This is a genomic window from Gracilimonas sp. BCB1 (assembly GCF_040117685.2).
Lineage (GTDB): Bacteria > Bacteroidota > Rhodothermia > Balneolales > Balneolaceae > Gracilimonas.
Genome location: NZ_JBEDYP020000013.1, coordinates 179,165 through 202,074, shown reverse-complemented (window position 1 = coordinate 202,074; position 22,910 = coordinate 179,165). Strand labels below are relative to the sequence as shown.

At 44.5% G+C, this 22,910-nt stretch carries 16 protein-coding genes; 11 read left to right on the top strand and 5 right to left on the bottom strand.

All coding sequences use genetic code 11. From position 1 onward, the window contains the following. Nucleotides 1-31: 31 nt before the first annotated feature. From ABFW99_RS10150 to ABFW99_RS10140, 3 genes are all read right to left on the bottom strand, one after another. Nucleotides 32-1,147 carry a hypothetical protein gene (locus ABFW99_RS10150; protein ID WP_349353384.1) on the bottom strand — a complete coding sequence of 372 codons (1,116 nt, stop codon included), beginning with the start codon at nt 1,145-1,147 and terminating at the stop codon, nt 32-34. Nucleotides 1,148-1,283: 136 nt separating this feature from the next. Continuing rightward, nucleotides 1,284-2,195 (bottom strand): site-specific tyrosine recombinase XerD, encoded by a 912-nt coding sequence (gene xerD, locus ABFW99_RS10145; protein WP_349353383.1) that lies wholly within the window; start codon nt 2,193-2,195, stop codon nt 1,284-1,286. 2 nt (nt 2,196-2,197) lie between these two features. Then, the gene (locus ABFW99_RS10140; RefSeq protein WP_349353382.1) at nt 2,198-4,606 is read right to left on the bottom strand and encodes an HD family phosphohydrolase; all 2,409 of its coding nucleotides are present in this window, start codon (nt 4,604-4,606) and stop codon (nt 2,198-2,200) included. A gap of 264 nt (nt 4,607-4,870) precedes the next feature. Between ABFW99_RS10140 and rsmA the strand changes: the two genes are divergently transcribed. From rsmA to ABFW99_RS10115, 5 genes are all read left to right on the top strand, one after another. Next, nucleotides 4,871-5,644 carry a 16S rRNA (adenine(1518)-N(6)/adenine(1519)-N(6))-dimethyltransferase RsmA gene (rsmA, locus tag ABFW99_RS10135; protein WP_349353381.1) on the top strand — a complete coding sequence of 258 codons (774 nt, stop codon included), beginning with the start codon at nt 4,871-4,873 and terminating at the stop codon, nt 5,642-5,644. A 167-nt stretch (nt 5,645-5,811) separates the two neighbouring features. Continuing rightward, the gene (groES, locus tag ABFW99_RS10130; protein ID WP_349353380.1) at nt 5,812-6,099 is read left to right on the top strand and encodes a co-chaperone GroES; all 288 of its coding nucleotides are present in this window, start codon (nt 5,812-5,814) and stop codon (nt 6,097-6,099) included. A gap of 49 nt (nt 6,100-6,148) precedes the next feature. Next, nucleotides 6,149-7,819 (top strand): chaperonin GroEL, encoded by a 1,671-nt coding sequence (gene groL / locus ABFW99_RS10125; RefSeq protein ID WP_349353379.1) that lies wholly within the window; start codon nt 6,149-6,151, stop codon nt 7,817-7,819. 175 nt (nt 7,820-7,994) lie between these two features. Next, nucleotides 7,995-8,420: a hypothetical protein gene (locus tag ABFW99_RS10120; protein WP_349353378.1), complete on the top strand. Its 426-nt coding sequence runs from the start codon at nt 7,995-7,997 to the stop codon at nt 8,418-8,420. Further along, complete coding sequence (locus ABFW99_RS10115) at nt 8,417-8,806, top strand: DUF3224 domain-containing protein (RefSeq protein WP_349353377.1); 390 nt, start codon at nt 8,417-8,419, stop codon at nt 8,804-8,806. The genes ABFW99_RS10120 and ABFW99_RS10115 overlap by 4 nt, the downstream gene beginning before the upstream one ends. A gap of 11 nt (nt 8,807-8,817) precedes the next feature. Here ABFW99_RS10115 and ABFW99_RS10110 read toward each other — a convergent pair whose 3' ends face one another. Both ABFW99_RS10110 and ABFW99_RS10105 read right to left on the bottom strand, forming a co-directional pair. Continuing rightward, nucleotides 8,818-9,411: a YdeI/OmpD-associated family protein gene (locus ABFW99_RS10110; RefSeq protein ID WP_349353376.1), complete on the bottom strand. Its 594-nt coding sequence runs from the start codon at nt 9,409-9,411 to the stop codon at nt 8,818-8,820. A 114-nt stretch (nt 9,412-9,525) separates the two neighbouring features. Beyond that, on the bottom strand, nt 9,526-13,188 hold the full coding sequence (locus ABFW99_RS10105; protein WP_349353375.1) for a multifunctional oxoglutarate decarboxylase/oxoglutarate dehydrogenase thiamine pyrophosphate-binding subunit/dihydrolipoyllysine-residue succinyltransferase subunit: 3,663 nt from the start codon (nt 13,186-13,188) through the stop codon (nt 9,526-9,528). A 362-nt stretch (nt 13,189-13,550) separates the two neighbouring features. Between ABFW99_RS10105 and ABFW99_RS10100 the strand changes: the two genes are divergently transcribed. The 6 genes from ABFW99_RS10100 (at nt 13,551) to ABFW99_RS10075 (ending at nt 22,873) form a co-directional block, all read left to right on the top strand. After that, nucleotides 13,551-15,353: a M3 family oligoendopeptidase gene (locus ABFW99_RS10100; protein WP_349353374.1), complete on the top strand. Its 1,803-nt coding sequence runs from the start codon at nt 13,551-13,553 to the stop codon at nt 15,351-15,353. A 205-nt stretch (nt 15,354-15,558) separates the two neighbouring features. Beyond that, a complete protein-coding gene (locus ABFW99_RS10095) occupies nt 15,559-17,022 on the top strand; it encodes a GAF domain-containing protein (protein WP_349353373.1) in 1,464 nt (487 codons plus the stop codon). Further along, complete coding sequence (locus ABFW99_RS10090) at nt 17,022-18,185, top strand: phosphopentomutase (protein ID WP_349353372.1); 1,164 nt, start codon at nt 17,022-17,024, stop codon at nt 18,183-18,185. The genes ABFW99_RS10095 and ABFW99_RS10090 overlap by 1 nt, the downstream gene beginning before the upstream one ends. A gap of 189 nt (nt 18,186-18,374) precedes the next feature. Further along, nucleotides 18,375-19,229: a sigma-70 family RNA polymerase sigma factor gene (locus tag ABFW99_RS10085; protein ID WP_255132498.1), complete on the top strand. Its 855-nt coding sequence runs from the start codon at nt 18,375-18,377 to the stop codon at nt 19,227-19,229. A gap of 119 nt (nt 19,230-19,348) precedes the next feature. Then, on the top strand, nt 19,349-22,225 hold the full coding sequence (locus ABFW99_RS10080) for a sensor histidine kinase (RefSeq protein ID WP_349353371.1): 2,877 nt from the start codon (nt 19,349-19,351) through the stop codon (nt 22,223-22,225). 15 nt (nt 22,226-22,240) lie between these two features. Continuing rightward, a complete protein-coding gene (locus ABFW99_RS10075; RefSeq protein WP_349353370.1) occupies nt 22,241-22,873 on the top strand; it encodes a response regulator transcription factor in 633 nt (210 codons plus the stop codon). The last annotated feature ends 37 nt before the right edge of the window (nt 22,874-22,910 follow it).

Genomic DNA, 22,910 nt, shown 5'->3' with positions numbered 1-22,910 from the left:
GAGTATGTCGTTAGAGCCAAAAAGAGGAACTTTAATTTACATCCTTAAGGTACAACGATCGATCATAGAGAAAAAGCAGCCGTGATCCATCCGAAGAGAACCTCTGTTCCCGGGCAGGGCTTGCCTCATAGGACTTGTCTGCAGCCTGCTTTGTAGCTTCACCCTTGATGGTATTGTACACCCAAAGCGTCCATAAATAACCGCCGTCGCAGCTATAAAGGCTCGCTTCGAGACAGGTACGTTCCCAAAAAGCAAGTTGAGTGTTGTCGGCCGACCAGCGAAAAGGTCCTTCAATGGTTTTTTCGGGTCCGCCTGAAGTATCCCAAATCTTTTCTTCCCGGGAGTCAGGATAGTGGATAAGCCATAGCGAAATCCGGGCATTATTATCATAATCCCGTTTCATATAGAGAATCCGGATTCCGTTTACATCCCAAAGTGGCGGATAGAGCGGCAGGTGGGTAAATGAATTGCCAGAAAGCTGCCAGGTATCATTGATCATTCCATCCAAAGAGACAAAAGCAAGCTGGTAGAAGTCTTCTTCTTCGGTATGTACCGTTTCATCAATCTGATAGACCAACACTTCTGAACGGTTGGGTGATAATATCTCAGGCAAGCCTTCAGCAAGCCGGGTACTGTCTCCGGAGGCTTGATCATACAGATAGGTAGAAAGAACAGAAGACTGAGAATGTAATTGAACAAATAAAAACTGATTTGACGATACCGGAATAACCGGACTTCCGCCCGCAACCTGGATTTCAAGATCTGATATTTTTTCCGTGGAACCACCGTTAATGTTGACTTTGAAAACAGGAGCTAAGCAACCTGACAAGCAATCCGTCGGGAGGTAATAAATTGTTTCAGAATCAGGTTCATAAGCAGCAAAATACCCGGGCTGAACATCTATATTTGAAGCATTACCATCCTCAACGGAAATTTGATACAGGCCATGACCGCCATACCAGAAAACCGATTCATCTTCCGGCCAGAGAAGGGTACCGTAGTAGGCTTCGTGAGAAGCAGGGAAAGTGTAGAAGGGAAAATCCAGCCCAAATTCTTTTTCAGCACCGGGGCCTGCCGGATCTTTTTTGCAGCCTGTAAAGAAAAACAGTCCGCAAAAAAATACGAGTAAGCTTCTTGAAAGCACCATTTATAGCTCACTTGACTAATTGAGGGTGAGTCAGATAATCAGAACAAATAAAATATAATCAGACCTAAGTTTATTACCTATGATTAAAAAAGGTTGTTCGCTAAGTTTTTCTTTCTCTCTTACCAAGTAAAGACTATCACGCCCGTGGGTGAAATTCTTTATGCACCTGATGCAGAAAAGATCGGTCGATGTGAGTGTAGATTTCGGTAGTAAGGATGGAGGAATGCCCCAGCATTTCCTGAACGGCGCGTAAGTCGGCACCACCTTCAAGCAGATGGGTGGCAAAAGAATGCCGGAAGATATGCGGATACACGTTTTTCTTGATTTCGGCTTTTTCTGCTGCTTTTTGAACGATATTCCAGATACTCATGCGTGAAAGGGCACTTCCCCTCATACTCAGAAATACTTTGTTCTTCGCTTTGTGAGCTTTTTCAGGGTTGAAGAACTGGGGGCGTACATGCTCGGTGTAGTGAGATATGGCGTCCTGTGCAATTTCACCCACGGGTACCAGCCGTTCCTTATTTCCCTTTCCAATCACCCGTATGAAGCCGATTTCGAAGATCAGGCGATCTTGCTCGAGTCCGGTTAGTTCGCTCACCCTCATTCCGGTTCCGTATAAAGTTTCAAGGATGGCTTTGTCACGAATGCCGGCTGGTGTGGTCAAATCAGGGGTTTCGAAGATGGCATCAATTTCATCCCGGTCTAATACTTCGGGAAGCTTGGAAGCTTTTTTGGGTAATTCTACCAGCTCGGCAGGATTGGCTTTCGTGATTCCTTCTACTACAGCAAACTCATGAAAGCCTCGAATGCTGGAAATATTACGCGCCAGGGAGCTTGCTGAAAGTAATTCTTCATCCACCAAAAAATTCAGAAAGTCTTCAATATGAGAAAGGGTTACCCCGGCCAGGTCATTGATTTTTTTCTCGGAAGTGAGATATCGAAAATAACGCTCAAGATCGTTTTTGTAAGAGACTACGGAGTTTTCGGTCAGTCCTTTTTCAAGCTTTACAAACTGCAGATATAAATCCAGTTCCTGCTTGAAGGCCACGTTTATTCGCCGGTTTCTTCTTGTTCTTCCGTTTGTTCTGCTCCGTTTTCTGACCCGGCTCTTTCTGCTTCAGCTGCCTTTTCTTTGGCCTTCTCGTCTTTATCCCGCTCCTTATCCTCGGGATATTCCACGCGGCTGTGATACACGCCAACCAGGATATTCAGGAAGGTTTCCTTGATCACCTGGAGGTGTCGGAACGTCAATGGGCAATGACTAAGCTGACCTTCAGCTACCCGGTCATCTACCATCCGGTTCACCAGGTTTTCAAGCTTGCTGTAGGTTGGGTTCTTCATGGCCCTGGAAGCGGCTTCAATGCCATCAGCGAGTAATAAAATCCCGGTTTCTTTAGAGGAAGGGAGAGGGCCTTCGTACCGGAACTGATCTTCCTGAAGCATGCTCTTCATATCATCGTCTTCTTTCGCCTTCTCAAAGAAATAACGGATAACAGATGTGCCGTGGTGGGTTTTGATAAAGTCGATAATGATTTCAGGGAGATCTTCGTCTTCAGCCATTTTTACCCCTTCACTAACGTGTGCTTTAATGACCATCGCACTCATTTGGGGTTTTAGCTTATCGTGTTCGTTTGTTCCTTTGGTTTGGTTTTCAACGAAATACTCGGGCTTCACCATTTTGCCGATATCGTGATAAAGAGCTCCCACGCGACATAACAGGGAATTAGCTCCAATAGCTGATGCTGCTGCTTCCGAAAGGTTGGCAACCTGCAAGCTGTGATGGAAAGTGCCCGGAGCTTTGTTCATCAGCTCTTTAAGAAGCGGCTGATTGGTATCTCCGAGTTCGATTAAGGTGAAATCTGTGGTGACACCAAAAGTGGTTTCAAATAAAAGAATAATGGGATAGGTGAATAGAATGAATACCGAACTTATGGCGATATACATCAGGTCGGAAGCAAACATCTCCCAACCGCTGAGAGTAGCAACATTAAAGGAGCCAACTACCAATATATAGGTTATGAATACGATACCCGGGGTAGTAAAGAAAAACTGAGAACGGTCTTTAATATCCCGCACCGAAAATACACCCAAGCTACAGGCAGCAAAAGTGGCTACCACAAACTCAAAGCTGTTTCCGTTTACTAATCCCAATAAACTGGCAAGGGTGATGGAGGATACCAAGCCTACCCGTGAGTCAAAAATGATGGTCAACACAATAGGCGCTATGGCTATGGGAATAATGTAAGGATCAGCAATGTCAAGATAGTTGATGAGGCCGGAGCCAAACGAAACAAGTCCCATAGTGAGGAAGACCAGTAGAAAGAGGGCATTGTCCGAAGTAATATTCCTGCGGTATAAATAGATATACATAAAGAAGACAAAGGTAACAGCAATAATGATGACCAACTGCCCGGCAAATCGCACCCATTTTTCAATATTCGTAGCGTTTTCTGAACGTGCTTCAGCCAGGCTTAAAAGAATATTGGCACGTTCGGGTGTTACCAGGTCACCCCGCCGGATGATTACCTGTCCTTGGGCAATTGCTCCTTTTGTTTCAGAAATGGTGGTGAGGGCTTCCTCGAGCCTGGCCTGTGTGTCTTCTTCGCTATACTTATAATTTGGGATAATCACTTTGTTGTACAGCTCCATGGCAAGGCGCATCCGCTGTTCATCGAAAGCACGGTTCAGCTGAAACTGCATAAATTCATTGGCTTCCCGAAGATCTCTCACCCGCGCCAGGTCTATTGATTGTTCGGTACTTTCAAGTGTATTCCTTACTGTAATTTTATCGGTATCGAGGTTGCTTTTATTTCTATTGATTATGCCCTGATTCATCAATTGATCGATCAATTGTTCAAGCTGTTGTTTCACCGATATGCCCACAAATTGGCTGGGCGGTAGGTTCTGGCTTTGAACCTGTTCATAACTGTTAAACAGAACCTGCCATGAGGGTTCGGTAAGTTCAACTTCCGTAATGCTCAGCTCACGGGCAAAGCGAACGCTGTCATCGTAAGAAGAAGGCATTTCGTTCTTTTCAGCTATTTGCCAGTTGGCATAGGCTTCCAGCACAGGTTGAACGTCCCTGTAAATGGAATCGAGGCGTGCCTGAATCGTAATGGGAACGCTGGTATCAACCCTGAAAATAGGGGCTGTTTTATCACGAATTTCTTGTCGTTCCTGCTCTAACTCGGCTTCGGTTTTATTAAGGGCGAATGTAAAAGGAGCTGTCAGGTCAGGGTTTCTCCAGGGCTGCCCCGGAGTATAATTTAGTCCTGAATTAACGGGATTCTGAGGCAGGGAGAAGGCACTGATCGCTATAAAAAAGACCAGAATAGCTATCCGGATATAAGGATTACGCTTCAGCGAGTATTTTTCCTGCTCTTTTTTCTTTTTCTCGCCAATAAGAGGGGTCAGTTCTTTTCTCTTTTGGCCTAATCCGATTTTTTCAAGAAAGCTCATTAAAGTAATTGTATGAGAATTTACTTAGTTAGAAGTATACCAAGCGTGAGCTAATTTACAAATCTTTTTGCAGTTTACTGTGATCTGATATTGTTTACCAGCGACCAGCGACCAGCGACCAGCGACCAGCGACCAGCGACCAGCGACCAGCGACCAGCGACCGTCACGGATATTAATTTTGACTTTCGATGCAGGAAGCACAACCTTTGGTCAACCGTCAACCGTCAACCGTCAACCGTCAACCGTCAACCGTCAACCAACTGAATGTCTTTTAGAACCAAGAAAAGTCTGGGTCAGCATTTTTTAACTGACAATAGCATCATCTTCAAAATCATAGATGCCATTGTTGCAGGTAAAGGCGATCGGATTATAGAAATCGGGCCCGGAACCGGTGCTTTAACAAAATGGCTACTCTCGGGCTGCGATGACGTTCACGCAATTGAGATTGATCAGAGGGCTGTGGAAGTGCTAAAAGAAAAGTTCGAAGATCTTACGGTTCACCAAAATGACATATTGAAAGTGAACTGGAAGCAAGTGATCGATTCTAGTAAGAAAAATATTGTAGTCGGTAACCTTCCTTACTATATCACTTCACCCATTTTATTTGACCTGTTAGAACATCGCAGGCTTTTTACCGAGGCTACACTGATGATGCAAAAAGAGGTTGCTGAACGACTGGTAGCGGATCCTTCCTCCAAGCAGTACGGAATCCTGAGTGTTCAAACGCAGCTATTTTGTTCACCGGAGTTATTGTTTGACGTGCCGGCGCAATCTTTTTCCCCGCCCCCCAAAGTTACCAGTTCTGTTATCAAGCTTACCTTCGATAAGGAGCCCCTTACTGTTTCGGATGAGAAAATAAAAGAAGTAGTACGAACGGCTTTTAACCAGCGCCGGAAAAAACTCAGTAACTCCCTGAAACCGGTGTTAGGAGATTATCTTCCTGATGGTTTTAATTTTGATGACAGGGCCGACCATTGGTCTCCCGAAACCTATGCAAAGTTGGCAGAGCATCTCGAGCAGACTGACAAGTTATCTTAACCGGGCACCCCTTCCTTCCTAAATATGGCTAAAAGGATGCAATAAAGTAGTCCTTTTAAATTTTGATATCGTTTGGTACGGAACTTGCACTACAAGTATCGAAAACGAAGAGGCTTGACCTCAGAAAGAAATTTAACCATAAACTAAAACTAACAGGAGTCATAAAAATGGCTAAGATTCAACCTTTAGGCGACCGTGTGTTGGTACAGGCAGAACCTGCCGAAGAGAAAACCAGCTCAGGTATTATCATTCCCGATACGGCTAAAGAAAAACCGCAGCAGGGTACTGTAAAAGCGGTAGGTGCCGGAAAAGTGGAAAACGGCAACAAAATTGATATGACCGTGAAAGAAGGCGATAAAGTTCTTTACGGTAAATATGCAGGTACAGAAGTAACTCTCGAAGGAGAAGAGTACCTGATTATGCGCGAATCTGATATTATGGGAATCGTTTCGTAACCCACCTTTTTAAAAGAATTAAATCACAAACTTAAAATTATAGATAATTATGTCTGCTAAGTTAGTTCACTACGATATAGAAGCTCGCGACGCGTTAAAGAAAGGCGTTGACAAGCTCGCCAATGCTGTTAAAGTTACGCTTGGCCCTCGTGGACGCAATGTTGTTATTGAGAAATCATTCGGAGCTCCAACCGTAACCAAAGATGGTGTTACTGTTGCAAAAGAAATCGAGTTGTCCGACAAGATTCAGAACATGGGCGCCCAAATGGTTAAAGAAGTTGCTTCCAAAACCAGCGATAATGCCGGTGATGGTACAACTACAGCTACGGTTCTTGCACAAGCCATTTTAAGCGAAGGTCTGAAAAACGTAACTGCGGGTGCAAACCCAATGGACCTTAAGTCCGGAATCGAAAAAGCGGTTAAGGCTATTGTTGAAGATCTCGCTAAAATGAGTCGCGACATTGACGACCGTAAAGAGATCGCTCAAATCGGTACCATTTCTGCCAACAACGATGAATTCATTGGTAACCTTATTGCCGATGCAATGGAAAAAGTTGGCAAAGACGGTGTAATCACTGTTGAAGAAGCCAAAGGAACGGAAACCTATCTGGAAACAGTAGAAGGGATGCAGTTTGACCGCGGATACCTTTCTCCATATTTCGTAACCGACTCTGAGAAAATGGTTACCGAAATGGAAGATCCGTATATCCTGATCTTCGATAAGAAGATTTCTGCGATGAAAGATCTGCTTCCAATTCTTGAAAAAGTAGTTCAGGGTGGCAATCCGCTTCTGATTATTGCTGAAGATATTGAAGGCGAAGCATTAGCTACATTGGTAGTTAATAAGCTGCGTGGTTCCCTGAAGATTGCAGCCGTTAAGGCTCCCGGATTTGGCGACCGTCGTAAGCAAATGCTGGAAGACATCGCTATTCTAACCGGTGGTACCGTGATTTCTGAAGAGCGCGGATACAAGCTGGAAAATGCTACGCTTGACTACCTCGGTAAAGCTTCCCGTATTACTATCGACAAAGACAATACGACTATTGTTGATGGTAACGGTAAGGATGAAGATATCAAAGCAAGAGTAAACCAGATTTCTTCACAAATTGAAAATTCTACTTCCGATTACGATATCGAGAAGCTGCAAGAGCGCAAGGCTAAATTAGCCGGTGGTGTTGCTGTTCTTTATATCGGAGCTGCTTCTGAAGTTGAAATGAAAGAGAAGAAAGCCCGAGTAGAGGATGCCTTACATGCAACCCGTGCTGCCGTGGAAGAAGGTATTGTTCCCGGTGGAGGTGTAGCGTTATTGAGAACTATTGCCGCTCTTGATAAAATTAAGGGAGCCAATGATGACGAAAATGTTGGTGTCCAAATTATCCGAAGAGCTCTTGAAGCTCCGCTTCGCACTATTGCAAATAACGCAGGTGCTGAAGGTGCCATTGTAGTACAGAAGGTACTGGATGGCAAAGGTGCTTTTGGATATAACGCCCGTACCGAAGTGTACGAAGACCTCATCGAGTCTGGCGTAATCGATCCTACCAAAGTAACCAGAACAGCGCTGCAAAATGCTGCTTCTGTTTCCGGATTGATGCTGACTACCGAAGCTGTTATCTCTGAGAAGCCTTCTAAAGGTGACGATGATGACAACGGCGGAGGCGGCATGCCAGGTGGCATGGGCGGCGGAATGCCAGGAATGGGAGGCATGGGCGGAATGATGTAAATCATTTCCTAACCTAACTTCCTCACTCCAACGCTCTGCGTTGGAGTGAATGTTACGACGCTGAGCGTCATAACAAGAAACTTAAGAAACCCTGCACATTTAGTTGTGCGGGGTTTTTTATTGCCTGTTGGTTTCAGTATAATCTTCTGTCTTCCAGTACATTAAAGAAATAGATATGAAGCCAATCGTCAGAAATATACTTGCTCTTATTACCGGACTTGTGGTCGGGGGATTTGTAAATATGGGGATCATTATGGTCAGTGGTTTCATTATTCCGCCACCGGCCGGAGCTGATGTAACTACCATGGAAGGATTGCAGGAATCCATGCATCTGTTCAAGCCCATAAACTTCCTTATGCCATTTCTGGCTCATGCTCTTGGTACTTTGGTTGGGGCGTTATTAACAGCGCTCATCGCAACTTCATCCCAAAAGAAGTGGGCGCTCGGTGTAGGTGCTTTCTTTTTGTTGGGAGGAATTGCAAATGTGGTTGCCCTTCCATCGCCACTGTGGTTTAATGTGGTGGATATAGTTGGTGCCTATATTCCAATGGCTTACCTCGGGGTTCTGTTAGCCGAAAAATTCCAAAACAAAGGGTCATGAAGATTACCGGAGAATTTGAAGTAAAACTGAACCCGATCGATAGCTATGCTGAAGGAGAAAAAGGCATAACATTAAACCGAATGTCGATCGACAAATCCTTTTCCGGTGAACTAAACGCCAACAGCAAAGGAGAAATGTTAAGTGCAATGACTCCCGTGAAAGGATCAGCGGGGTATGTGGCTATAGAACAGGTAACAGGGGAATTAGAAGGCAAGAAAGGAAGCTTTGTTTTGCAGCATTATGGGATCATGGACAAGGGAGCAAATCGGTTAATTCTGGAAGTAGTACCGGATTCAGGCACCGGTGAACTGGAAGGTTTAACGGGCAAGATGGCCATCAACATTGAGGAAGGAAAGCACTTCTACGAGTTTGAATATGAGCTTTGAGTGCTATCTTTTCATTTCTGATACTTATCATTCAATCCCATTCCTTGCTTTATCATCGGGATGATTTTATCAAGACGCCGTTGTTTGGTAGCTTCCTGTTTGGCCTCCGATATATACTGAGCATATTCTCGTTGACGACCTGGTGTTAGACCTTTAAACTGTGTTTTTAATTCTTCATCTATTGAAAAAGCTTTTGCCAGGAGGGGTGGAATATCGGGTTTTCTCTTCGTATCGATTTGAACTTCTTTTCCGGCTCGTTGATTTTCTATAGCCTGATGGAGAAACTCATTTACTACGGTTGCATCAATATCTTCAAAAGAATGAAACCGGAGCTGACGCATGGCTTTGGTTTTTCCTTCCTGTGCATTATGTAGGTACCCGTTAGGGTCATCAAGCAATGCTCCGTTAAAAAACCATAGTCCGAAATGTTCTTGAAATGCACCTATTCCAACCACATTCTTTCCATTTATAGAATAAACAGGTTGTCCCCATTTGATAGCTGCCTCCAGTTCGGTCTTGGAGATCAGCGCATGAAGGCGACTCAGACTTTTCTCCCATTTTTCGTGCTTATCGATGTATGATTCTACTGAAGTTACTTTAGCCATAAGGAGTGTTTTTCTTTATGATGTTTTCCCAAAGTAATTTCCCGAAAGATAGATTTCAATAAAAAAGCCCGTCGATATACTCAACGGGCTTTTATGAAATGAGGTAGTTATGGTTTACAGCTTCAAAGCATCTTCAATCAGCTTGTTCTGTTCGGCTTCATGGATCTTCTTCTGTCCCGCTGCGGGTGAGGCAGATGCCTGACGGCCGGCGTAGCTAAGTTTCTGTCCGTCTTGCAGGAGCTCCATAAATCGCGGAGCAACAAAATTCCAGGCTCCCATGTTTTTGGGTTCTTCCTGGCACCACACAATGTCTTTCACATTGGTGAAGTCTTTAAGCTGTTCCTGAATCTCATCGTCCGCAAATGGGTAGAACTGTTCCAACCGGGCAATAGCCACATTTTCAATCTCATTCTCTTTTCTGTATTTGAGAAGATCGTAATACACTTTCCCGGAACAGATAACCAGACGCTTCAAATCTTTTGGATCTGTGAAGTCTTTGTCAACAATAAACGGCTGGAATTTGCCATCCGCGAGTTCGTCCCGACTGGATGTAGCCATCGGATGTCGCAACAGACTTTTTGGCGTCATTAAAATGGCAGGACGTTTATTCTCCTGAAGTGCCTGTCGGCGCAGCATATGATAATACTGAGCCGGTGTGGTCAGGTTCATGACCTGCATGTTGTCTTCTGCACAAAGCTGAAGGAATCGCTCGAGTCGGGCAGAGGAGTGCTCCGGACCCTGACCTTCATAACCGTGAGGCAGGTTCATAACCAGCGCTGTTTTCTGTCCCCATTTGGCTTCGCTTGAAGAAATAAACTGGTCGATAATAACCTGGGCGCCGTTAACAAAATCACCAAACTGGGCTTCCCAGATTACCAATGCATCCAGTTTCTCGGCACTGTAACCGAATTCAAAACCAAGCGCTGCAAATTCACTCAGCAAGCTGTTATGAACATGGAATTTCGCCTGATCATCAGAAAGGTTGTTCAGTGGGGTGAATTTCTGATTGGTTTCCGTTCCGTGTAACACGGCATGACGGTGAGAAAAGGTTCCCCGCTCAACATCCTGTCCGGTAAGGCGGATGGTTGTACCTGTTTTAAGGAGTGAACCGAAGCCCAGCAGTTCAGCAAATCCCCAGTCGATTTTCTTCTCATTGTTGTTAACGATTTCTGCTCTTTTCGCCAGCTGTTTCAACAACTTTGGATTTGCGTCAAAATCTTTGGGTACGGTGTTCAGCTTAACGGCAATTTCTTTGAGGTCTTCAGCCGGGTACGTGGTATCCGGATACGCTTTCCATTTGTCCTGTGGAGTTTCGGTACGGTCAATGAGGTTGTCGGTCACTTCCAGGTTTGGTGCTTTCTTGGCATCCTCAAAAGCTTCCTGTAGTAATTGATCAAACTCATCGAAAATCTGCTGGGTTTCCTCTTTGGTAAGTTCCCCATTTTTCACCAGGTGCTCGGTATAAAGATCACGTACCGGAGCATGGTCGTTAATTTCTTTGTACATGCCCGGTTGAGTGAAAGCAGGTTCGTCGCCTTCGTTGTGCCCGTGCTTTCGGTAACCAATCAGGTCGATGATCACATCCTTACCAAACTTCTGCCGGTAGTCGAGCGCCATTTTCATGGCATGGACTGCTGCTTCCGGAGTATCTCCATTTACATGAAAGATAGGAGCAAGAATCATCTTGGCCAGATCAGAAGCGTATTCGGTAGATCGGCCGTCTTTAGGTAGTGTTGTAAAACCAATTTGGTTGTTGATGATGATATGCATCGTACCGCCGGTTTTATATCCCTCCAGCTGCGACATATTCAGGGTTTCGGCAACCACGCCCTGTCCGGCAAAAGCAGCATCACCATGCATTAATACTGGGACTACGCGCTTCTCTGCATCTTCTTTTTCGTGATGGTCTTGCATGGCACGCACCGCGCCTTCAACTACAGGGTTCACCGCTTCGAGGTGCGAAGGGTTTGGCATGAGCTGAAGGTCAATTTCTGCTCCGTTCGCCGCTTTGTGGACCCCTTTAGCACCCAGGTGGTATTTCACATCACCGGAACCCTGAATAGAATCAGGATCAATATTTCCTTCAAATTCAGCAAATACGCGGTGATACGGTTTGTTCATAATGTTCACCAGCATATTCAAACGACCCCGGTGAGCCATGCCCATAAACATCTTTTCAATTCCATGTTCACCGGCTCGTTCCAGCATAAAGTGGATCATTGGAATCAGGGTATCGGCACCTTCCAAAGAAAATCGTTTGTGCCCGATGTACTTTTTATGCAAAAACTCTTCAAAGGCCATCGCCTGATTGAGCTTATGCAGGATTTCCCGCTTGTCATTTTTTTCGAGCTGGGCATTGTTACCGGTAGACTCCATTGATTCACGAAGCCACTTGCGTTCTTCGAGATCCAGCAGGTGCATATATTCAACACCGATGTTTCCGCAATACGTATCACGGAGCAGGCTGATGATTTCACGAAGTGTAGCCCGCTCTTTTCCACCAAGGCCACCACAATAGAACTCACGGTCCAGATCCCACAACGACAATCCATAATACTCCAGATCCAGTTCAGGGTTTTTACCGGGTTCTTTTTCAAGAGGGTCAAGATCAGCAAGTACATGTCCGCGCATTCGGTACATGTTAATGAGACGCCAAACCCCAACTACACGGCTGTCATGTTCCAGAGTAGGTGATCCGCCGCCAAATGGACCGGAATAGGTATCCTGCCCGTATGGGAGAGGCTCGTAAGGGATGTCAAGGTCTGCAAAAATCTGCTCGTAAAAATCTTCCTGACCGCTGAGCAGATCATCCATTTTCTTCAGGAACATACCGGATTCGGCTCCCTGAATAACACGGTGATCATAGGTAGAAGTAACCGTCATTACCTTGCTGACTCCCAGCTGATTGAGCACATCTTTAGACATCGCCCGGTACTCGGCAGGATAGTCAATAGCACCGGTTGCTATTATGGCGCCTTGCGTTTTCATCAGTCGGGGTACCGACGAAACGGTTCCGATGGTCCCCGGATTGGTAATACTGATAGTGGTATTCTGGAAATCAGCAATTTGAAGATTTCCATTCCGGGCTTTATCGATGAGCTCCGCATAAGCATGCAAAAACTCTTTGAAATTCATTTTATCAACGCCCTTGATGTTGGGTACCACCAGGTTGCGGGATCCGTCTTTACTTTCAAGGTCAACAGCTACACCCAGGTTCACAGAATCAGGAACTACCCGGTAGTGATTGCCATCTTTGTACAGGTAAGAGCTGTTCAGGTTTGGAAATTCTTTGAGTGCCCTGATAATTGCCCAGGCAATAAAATGGGTAAAGGAAGCTTTGGGTTCGTTTCGCTTAAGCAGATGGCGATTGATAATCGTGCGGTCTTCAACCATCATTTTAACCGGAAGCACTCGAAGTGATGTAGCCGTGGGTACTTCCAGGCTCTCATCCATGTTCTCTACAATCTTGGTAGCCACGCCTTTAATTTTCTCGAGCGTGGCATCCTTTGGTGCCTCTACATCTTTCTGTGGCTTTTTCTGCTCTTTGGCAGGGGCTTTTTTAGTCTCAGCAGTATCAGCGCCGTTGGATGGAACGGTGGTAGAACTTTCTGATGGCTGAAGTTCTTCAGGCTCAGTAGCATCTACGGGTTTGCCTTCGAGCTCATCAAAATAACGCTTCCAGTGGGCAGGAACCGATTGTGGCTCGTTTTTATATTGATCGTATAATTCTTCTACAAGTGCAGAGTTAGGGCCAAATACGGCTTCAAGTGATTTCAATGGTTGTTAACCTCTACAGGGTTTTTGGCAGCGATTTAAATAAATAATGGAAATTCGGCTCCAATGATTCAGATTTTAAAGCATTGGCATATATGTTAAGTAACCCGAAAATTAAGGATTACATTCTTAAAAAACGACATTTTCTGAAAGCTCTAAGTTAAAAACAGGCAAAGAGTACAAAGGAAAAATTTTGAAGTGAAAAGTCATTGTAATCAGGCTTAAAAGTTGAGTTTTTTTGAGAGCGGTCCTGACTGATTTTTATATACTCCCTTTTAGTTCAAATGATGTCTTTAATTCGCTTTCAGCAACCCCTATATTCAGGTTCTCAAAAATACAAAGCGACAGACTCAAAAAATCAGGAAATGGGCGAGAATTCATCAACGAAGAAAGAAACAGGGGCAGAAAATATAAACTGGGATCTCAGTGATCTTTATACATCGAGTGAAGATCCAAAACTGGAGAAAGACAAGAAAAAGGTTGTTGAAAAAGCCGAAGCCTTTGGAGAGAAATACCGCGGCCGTGTAGCACAACTTTCCCCGGAAGAATTCAAGGATATGCTGGATGAATACGAAGGTATTTTAGATTTGTCCGGTAAGATTGGATCGTTTGCTTATTTGCAGTGGTCAACCGATACCACCAATACCGCTTACGGGAAGCTGGTGGCAGAGTCGAATGAGCTGTCATCGGAAGTGAGTCAAAAACTGGTTTTTTTGGATGTGGAATGGCTACAGGTTCCGGATGAAGAAGCTCAGAAGATGATTGAAAGTGAAAAGCTGAGCAAGTACAAACACTACCTGGAGAGTTCCCGAAGGTACAAAGAGCATGTGTTGGAAGAAGGACAGGAAAAAATCATGTCGGCCAAATCAGTAACCGGTCGCAGTGCATGGGTTCGCTTCTTTGATGAAATGCTGGGAGCTGCAAAGTTTGAACTGGATGGCGAGGAGATGAGTGAACAGGAAGTGCTGAGTAAACTGCATGAGAGTGATCGCGATTTACGAATTCGTGCCCATAAATCACTCACGGATAAATTCAACGATCTAAGCCGGCAGCTTAGGTTTGTATTCAATACCATTCTTGCTGACAAATCAACGAATGATAAACTCCGGAAATACGACAGTTGGATTGATTCGCGAAACCTGTCGAACCAAACCGATAAGGAAACGGTGGATGCTCTTGTTGAGTCGGTGACCTCAAAATACGAGCTGGTTCAGCGGTACTATAAGCTGAAGCGCGATTTGCTTGGGCTGGATGAAATGAAAGATTATGATCGCTACGCTCCCATCATGGAAAATGAGGCTACGATCGACTGGAACTCTGCCAAAGAAATGGTCTTGGATTCCTACACAAACTTTCACCCGGAGATGGGGGAAATCACCCATAAGTTTTTTGAGCAGAACTGGATTGATGCCGCCATCAAACCGGGCAAAAGAGGTGGAGCTTATTCTGCAGGTACGGTTCCCTCGGCTCATCCCTATGTATTCATGAATTTTGACGGGAAAATCCGTGACGTCCAGACACTGGCCCATGAGCTGGGACACGGAGTGCATCAATACTTGTCGCGCCAGCAAGGGGTGTTGCAATCCTCAACACCGCTGACCACGGCCGAAACGGCTTCTGTATTTGGAGAAATGCTGGTATTTCAAAAGCTGATGAAAGAACTGGATGATCCCAAAGAAAAACTGGCACTATTGATTGGTAAAATTGATGATACCATCGCGACCGTTTTCCGCCAAATTTCGATGAACCGATTTGAACACGCCATGCATACCGCACGGCGAGAGGAAGGTGAACTCACTAAAGAACGGTTTTCGGAACTTTGGATGGAACAGCAACAGGCATTGTATGGAGATTCGGTGACATTAACGGATGAGTATGGCATTTGGTGGAGTTATATCCCGCATTTTCTGCATACTCCCGGCTATGTATATGCCTATGCTTTCGGTGAACTGTTGGTACTGGCTTTATATGAAGAATACACGCAGCGTCCGGAGGGTTTCCCTGAAAGATATATGGAGCTTCTTAGTGCCGGTGGGTCTGAGTGGCCGCACGATTTAGTAGCCAAAATGGGACTCGACATCACCCAGCCTGACTTTTGGAGCAAAGGCCTTGCATCTTTCGAGCGAATGGTAGAAGAGGCCGAACGTATGAGTGAACAAATCAAATAAGAAACTCCAAACTTGAAATCCTAAATTCCAAATCTCAATGACCAAGATGAATGCCAATGTAATCAAAGTCCGGCATTGTACTGAGTCAACCGGGCACTATTTTGTTTTGGATAGATTACGACGAAGCAATCTTCCGAAGTCAAATTTTTATGTATAAAAGGTGTTTTGGAATTTGTAGATTGAAATTTAGAAATTATTTTAAATCATGTCTTTAGACCGACAAGAAAAAGCCTTACGGGAATACAAGCAGATCCTTCAGGATTTGGTGCATTTATTGCGAACATCGACGAAAGTTCAACTCTCTTACTTATGCTGGGTAAACCGTGCCCGGCAACAGTTTGTGTGGGAAACCAACAGCACGGGACTTCCCAATGTGATGTTTCAGGATCGTGTAGCATTTGAAAACCATTTCCTGAATGAATTCAAAGATACCGATGAAGTCATCCAGTTGATGGTGGGGGAAGACATCGAGAAGGCCAAACTCATCCACTATTTTGATTTTGTGCAGGCTAAAAACATCCTGATTGTGCCCTTTATAAACAAAGGGGAAACGGTAGCACTCACAGTTCTTGAAAGTGAGAATGAGATAGATCAGGAAGCTATACAGGATCGTATCATGGCTTATAATAACGCCCTGGTAAATGTGCTGGATACCTACCTGGAAGTAGTTGATTTACACGAGCAACAACAGGAATGGGAAGATTATGAAGCATCTTTGAATAAACTGGATTATCGGGGTCATAAGGTGGAGGTTTTTGCCACCATGATGGAAGAAATGCAAAAAAACCTGTCAAATGGCGGGGCGGTTCTTCTGGCTCCGGGCATGGAGTCCTGGAATGTGATCTTACGCACTCAAAATTCAAAGAATCCTCCAAAACTGGGTCTCCAACTGGAAGAAAAAAGCGTGGCCTACGAAGCGCTTGAAAAAGGAGAACCTATTTTCACGATGCATTTCAACAACAATCCCCGGCGTATAACTTCTGCGGAGAAAAGAACAGAAGGAGCAACCTATGCTATCCCGGTGATGATTCACGACCGCCGTCAGGGAGTAGTGGTTTGTTATGATAACGATCCGCTGACTTTTAAAGAATCTACCAAGCATAAATTGGCCAACATGGTGAGGGTTGCGGCGCTTAGTGTTCAATCTTCTGTAAAGAAATCCGGAATGGTTCAGGAAATTTTGACACAGAATTTTGGTGCCTTTACTCCTGAGCTGTGGGAAGTAGCCCTTAATAACGAGCTTGCGAAGCTTAAAAAAGGCTCAAAAGAAAATACCTGGCTGGGTTTGGTTGCCCCGGATGATGTTTCAGCACTCCGTACAAAATTCAGACTGGAAGACCTGCAAAAAATTCAGACTGATTTTGTAACGAACCTGAACCCTTCCCGCTATGGAATTCCGGGTTTTGTGGGTTACAACTCTGATTATGTATATGCGGTGCTGATTCAAAGTGATGATGAAGAAGCTGTGTCGTTCTGGATGGAAAAAATGAAGTCGAAACTGGAGGCTGGGTTAAATCTTTCAATTGGAGGAACAATGCGCCCTCAATTCAAGGTCGGTTATACAAAACTCACTGAGCAGTCGGTGAATGCATATCAGGTCATGGAGAAAGCAAAAAAGGCATTGTCTAAAGTGATGAATGATCAGGAAGCGGAACTGGTGGAAGCGTAATGGGGAATACCTACGTTATAGTTGTTGACGGGCTGGGTGTTGGTGCTCAGGAAGATTCTGACCAATATGGTGATGCCGATATGAACACACTCGGCCATGTAAGTGAACGCACCGGAGTTAAGTTGCCCAACCTGCAAAAAATGGGAATAGGTAATATTATTCCATTAGCCTCTGTTCCGGAAAACGAGAATCCACTTGCTGCATCTGGCAAACTCAGGGAAGTATCGGCGGGTAAAGACTCTACAACTGGTCACTGGGAAATTGCCGGGATTCAGCTCGAAAAACCTTTCCCTACTTATTCGAACGGTTTCCCTGAAAACGTGATCAATAATTTTTGCGATGGAATAGGGGTAGAAAAAGCACTTTGCAATCAACCTTACTCCGGTACGGATGTAATTCGGGATTATGGTGAAGAACATCTGGAAACCGGCTTTCCCATTGTTTATACATCAGCTGATAGTGTATTCCAGGTGGCTTGCCATGAAGAGGTTGTTCCTGTAAAAAAACTCTACGAGTGGTGTGAATTTGCCCGTAATAAAGTTTGTGTTGGTGAGCATGAAGTGGGAAGGGTAATTGCACGACCCTTTACCGGTGAACCGGGGAATTTTGAGCGGATTTCTGATAAACGACATGATTATTCGTCAGTTCCTCCTGAAAATAACCTGGTACAAAAACTTTATGATTCGGGAGTTAAAACGTACTCCATTGGCAAAGTAGCTGATCTTTTCGCAGGAAAAGGATTTACCCAATATCGCCCCACCAAAAGTAATGCGGAGGGCATATCTCAGTTGTTGAGCTTGATGTCGGCCCGTCTCGATAACAGCTTCATATTCGTGAACCTGATCGATACCGACCAACTGTTTGGCCACCGGTTAGATCCTGAAGGGTATGCAGGAAGCTTAGAGGAATTTGACCGGGCCATTCCGGCAATTGTCTCTAAAATCCAGGAAGATGATTTGTTGATTATCACCGGAGATCATGGAAACGATCCCTGTTCAAAGAGTACCGACCACTCCCGGGAATTTGTTCCACTTCTTGTTTTCCCGAAGGGAAGAGCAGGAGCTGAAAACCTGGGAACAGGAGATACCTTTTCAAATATAGCCTGTAGTGTGGCCGATTTTTTCGGACTCGACCATGATTTTCCGGGAAAATCATTTATCTGAATTAATTAGAGGTCGATAATACTGATGCATGAATTTAATATTCAGCAAGAATTTCGTATATTGTTCAATTGTAAAATTCATGAAGTCGCAGACGCAATATTTAAGCTTTTCACGCGTGATTACACAAAGCTTATAACACATATCATCTGCGCATTAGCGTACGCAAACATTCATTAAACGGTATTTACAGTGGCAAAAAGTTCTGGAATCTCTACCCGCGAGTCAGAGTCATTAGATCGGTATCTGCACGAAATTGGAAAAGAGAAACTAATTACCCCGGATGATGAAGTCCGGCTGGCCAAAGAAATTCAGAAAGGGAGTCAGAGAGCACTCGAAGACCTTACCAAAGCTAACCTTCGATTTGTAGTTTCAGTAGCAAAGCAGTACCAGAATCAGGGCCTATCTCTCGGTGATTTGATTAACGAAGGTAACCTTGGTTTGATTAAAGCGGCCAAGCGATTTGACGAAACCCGTGGATTTAAATTTATCTCCTATGCCGTATGGTGGATTCGTCAGTCTATTCTGCAAGCGTTGGCTGAGCAATCGCGTATCGTTCGCCTGCCACTGAACCGTGTGGGTGCCCTCAATAAAATTGGTAAAGAGCTTTCAAAACTGGAGCAGGAATACGAGCGTGTTCCCTCAGCACATGAGCTTGCTGAAAGCCTTGAAATGACAGTTGGTGAAGTTGCCGACACATTGAAAATTTCGGGCCGCCACCTGTCGATGGATGCTCCATTTGCTCAGGGTGAAGATAACCGTTTGTTAGATGTTCTTGAAAACGAAGAGATTCCAAATCCTGATTTCGATCTGATGGGTGAGTCTCTGAAAGTGGAAATTGAACGAGCGCTTTCAAAACTGACAACCCGTGAAGCGGAAGTAATTCGACTGTATTTTGGAATCGGACGTGAGCACTCACTTACACTGGAGGAAATCGGAGAACGCTTCGACCTTACCCGCGAGCGTGTACGTCAGATTAAAGAAAAAGCACTTCGAAAATTACGCCACCACAACCGAAGTGCTGCATTAAGAGCCTATCTCGGATAATATTCGGGTAATTTTATTCGTGAGATATAAGTCCCGCACAGATTTTTTTGTGCGGGACTTTTTTGTATCCGACTATTTCTGCCTACTAATCTCCGATGGTTTGCGTTACATTTACTGCAATGAAAAGATTACTACTCATACTTTTAGCAGCTGTTGGTTTCTCAGAATTACTGGAAGCACAACGCTACCCATTCAGGACTTTTTCGATTGAAGAAGGATTAAGTGAATCGGTTGTTTATGACCTTGCTCAGGACGATGAGGGATATGTATGGCTGGCCACTGGATATGGACTGAACCGTTTTGACGGCATCCGATTTGAGAATTACTTTGAAGAACACGGGCTTAATAGCAGCCGGATTCGTTCCTTGTTTAAAGACAGTGAAGGTAAAATCTGGGTTGGTTCTGAAGCGGGTGTTAATTTCTGGCATGCCGATAGTATTCACTCGGTTCCGGTGCTTTCATCTCTCCGGAATATGACGGTGATAAGTATCTATGAAGACCGGCTGGGGGACTTTTGGTTTGGTACCGATGGTAACGGAGTTTGGCAGTATTCCGAAGGCCAGCTACTGACGCAGTATTCCACATCCAACGGGATGGTAGATAATCGAATCCGGGCTATAGCAGAGCGTGATAATGGAGAAATTTGGTTCGCGACAAGGGAGGGCATCACCATATTGCGGGACGGCAACTTCGTTAACATTACCGAGGATGACGGTTTGCCCAATCAGCGAATTCGTGACTTGAAAGTAGATAAGAATAACACCGTTTGGATAGGTACACGCGGAGGACTCCTTAAGTATGAAGGAGACCGGTTCACCCAATTAAATGAAGCCGACGGACTCGTAAACGATCTTGTACAAACACTGTCGGTTACCAAAGAAGGTGGAATCTGGGTGGGTACGGAAGAAGGAGCCAGCTTTTATGATGGGGAAGGATTTCAGAATTATACCGTAGAGTCAGGTTTATCTACAGAAATGATGTTTTCATCGATGTTGGATCTGGAGGGAAATATATGGTTAGGGTCGTATGGAGGAGGAGTTAACTTATTTCTGGGTAATTACTTTGCCAACTATGATGTTGAACACGGTTTGCCAAGCAAGTTGGTTACTTCCTTCGCAAATGACGGAGAGGGCAGGTTTTGGATAGCCACATACGGCGGGGGTATCACTAATCTTGAAAACGGCACTTTCAATGATCATAACGTAAATAGCAGGCTGCCGGATAATCAGGTATATACTCTTTTCACCGATTCTAAAGACCGAATGTGGATTGGTATGGGGGAAGGATTAGCATATATAAAAGATGGAAGGGTGAAGATATTCAGTGACAGAGAGTTTCCATACCCAAGAGTTCGGAATGTGATGGAGGCTTCTGACGGGACGTACTGGATCAGCACTTACGATGATGGTATTATCCGTTACCAAAATGGGGATTTTTTGCAAATTACAGCGGATGATGGCCTGGCAAGCAATCGCGTTTTGATTTCCATTGAAGGGGATGACGGCTCAATCTGGATTGCCACCTATGGGGGCATTACCCGCTTTAAAGACGGAGAGTTTCAAAGTTTTGCCATTCAGGAAGGCTTGCCAAATAATGCGGTCATGAATCTGCTGAAAGATGACGAAGGCCGGATCTGGGCCTCTACGTTTGGGGGCATTGCTTGGTTTGACGGGCTGAGGTTTCAAAGCATCACCCAGGACGACGGACTCCCAGATCGTGTTTGCTATTTCATCCACCAAAATGATGACGGTTTGTTTTGGATCGGGACTACCGAAGGAGTGGTCCGGTTTGATGCCGGGGAATATTTTAATGGAAACCCGGAAGAACAGCGCCAGGCTTTCAAAGTGTTGAATAAGGAACAGGGCCTGATTGCAGATGAATTGAATTTAGGAGCCGTATATGAAGATGAGCAAGGATATCTTTGGTTCGGTACGGTGGAAGGGCTTAGTCGGTTTAATCCTGAAACCTATAAAGGAAATCAGGTTCCGCCTAAAGTCCATATAGTTGGGGTGAATGTATCGGGTAGAGAATATCGCCCGGGTGAGCGCTTCTTGCTTTCTCATGAAGAGAATAACATCGAATTTCAATATACAGGGCTTAATTTCACTGCACCCAATCAAATTCTCTATGAGTATAAGCTAAATGGAATTGATGATGGCTGGCAACAAACCTCAGCCCGGTCGGTGAAATATCCTTCCTTGCCGCCGGGTGAATACACCTTTCAGGTTCATGCCCGGAATATAAATGGAACCTGGAGTCCGGATATCGAGAAAGTGAGATTTACTATTACTGCCCCGTTCTGGATGCAATGGTGGTTCTGGATTTTGATGCTGGCTGTAGTGGTTGGAATCATATCCCTGTTCTATAATTATTACCGAGCTCGAAAGATGATAGACATTGAGCGGATGAGAGTACGTATAGCGAGTGATTTACACGATGATGTAGGCGCCAGTCTAACCGAAATAGCTCTTCAGTCAGATTTTCTGCAGGCCGGAGATGCGGATACAGAATTTAAAAAGTCATTGGAACAGATTGGTAAGCAATGCCGGAAAATCGTGTCGAGCCTGGATGATATCGTATGGTCGATTGATGCACGGAATGATACGCTCGGGGATTTGACAGATCGAATGCAGGATTATATCCTTCATACCTTGGAATCAAAAAATATGCAGGTAAGTTATGATTTTGATGACCTGAATATGGAGAACAAGCTTCCTGTATCAGTTAAAGAGAATGTGTATCTGATTTTTAAAGAAGCCGTTAATAACATTGCGAAGTATTCCAATGGGGATCGGGTGGATATTAAAATGGAAAATCAGAATGGTTATTTTGAATTTTTGATTGCTGATAATGGCACATCCGGTAAAGGCACAAAGAAAACCGGACATGGATTACGTAACATGGATATGCGAGCAAAAAGAATCGGTGCAAATATTACTATCAACTCGGAGGATGGGTTCTCAATAAAAGTTGAGGGAAAATTAAATACTAACTAACGAGCAGGTTTAGTCATGGCTGTCATTGGAATTGTAGAAGACAACAAGAAGATCAGGGATTTAATACAGCGGTATCTGGATATGCAGAAAGACATGCAGTGCCCGGTTGCGGTCGACTCCGTTGAAGAGATGCTGGATTATCTCGAAAAACATCAAAAGCCGGATGTGATACTGATGGATATTCAGCTGCCGGGAATGTCGGGAATTAAAGGTATGGAGGTTATTAAGTCGAAGTATCCGGAGATTGAAATCATCATGCTTACCGTTTATCACGATTCCCATAAGATCTTTGATTCCCTGAAGGCGGGTGCATCAGGCTATTTATTGAAGCATACATCCCTCCCTGAGATCAAAGAGTCGATTGAAAATCTGTTGAAGGGGGGCGCCCCGATGTCACCACAAATCGCACGGAAAGTGATTTCTCATTTCAACGAAGAAGCGCCAAAGAAAAACGAAGACAGTATGCTTACCAACCGTGAGCAGGATATTGTAAATGGTTTGGTAGATGGTCTTAGCTACAAAATGATCGCCGACCGGTTTGATATATCTATTGATACCGTTCGGGCTCATATCCGAAACATTTATAAAAAGCTGCATGTTAATTCCAAGGCAGAGGTAATTGCCAAATCGCTAAGGGGGGAGATCTGAAAAGTTAACATTATCATGTTATTTTTTTTGACAAAAC

Excerpts from the sequence above, each read along its gene's own strand:
- ABFW99_RS10140 (WP_349353382.1), bottom strand. The coding sequence starts at position 4,606 with ATGAGCTTTCTTGAAAAAATCGGATTAGGCCAAAAGAGAAAAGAACTG.
- ABFW99_RS10120 (WP_349353378.1), top strand. The coding sequence starts at position 7,995 with ATGAAGCCAATCGTCAGAAATATACTTGCTCTTATTACCGGACTTGTG.
- rsmA (WP_349353381.1), top strand. The coding sequence starts at position 4,871 with ATGTCTTTTAGAACCAAGAAAAGTCTGGGTCAGCATTTTTTAACTGAC.
- ABFW99_RS10075 (WP_349353370.1), top strand. The coding sequence starts at position 22,241 with ATGGCTGTCATTGGAATTGTAGAAGACAACAAGAAGATCAGGGATTTA.
- groES (WP_349353380.1), top strand. The coding sequence starts at position 5,812 with ATGGCTAAGATTCAACCTTTAGGCGACCGTGTGTTGGTACAGGCAGAA.
- ABFW99_RS10115 (WP_349353377.1), top strand. The coding sequence starts at position 8,417 with ATGAAGATTACCGGAGAATTTGAAGTAAAACTGAACCCGATCGATAGC.
- groL (WP_349353379.1), top strand. The coding sequence starts at position 6,149 with ATGTCTGCTAAGTTAGTTCACTACGATATAGAAGCTCGCGACGCGTTA.
- ABFW99_RS10095 (WP_349353373.1), top strand. The coding sequence starts at position 15,559 with ATGTCTTTAGACCGACAAGAAAAAGCCTTACGGGAATACAAGCAGATC.
- ABFW99_RS10100 (WP_349353374.1), top strand. The coding sequence starts at position 13,551 with ATGGGCGAGAATTCATCAACGAAGAAAGAAACAGGGGCAGAAAATATA.
- ABFW99_RS10090 (WP_349353372.1), top strand. The coding sequence starts at position 17,022 with ATGGGGAATACCTACGTTATAGTTGTTGACGGGCTGGGTGTTGGTGCT.
- ABFW99_RS10150 (WP_349353384.1), bottom strand. The coding sequence starts at position 1,147 with ATGGTGCTTTCAAGAAGCTTACTCGTATTTTTTTGCGGACTGTTTTTC.
- ABFW99_RS10110 (WP_349353376.1), bottom strand. The coding sequence starts at position 9,411 with ATGGCTAAAGTAACTTCAGTAGAATCATACATCGATAAGCACGAAAAA.
- ABFW99_RS10080 (WP_349353371.1), top strand. The coding sequence starts at position 19,349 with ATGAAAAGATTACTACTCATACTTTTAGCAGCTGTTGGTTTCTCAGAA.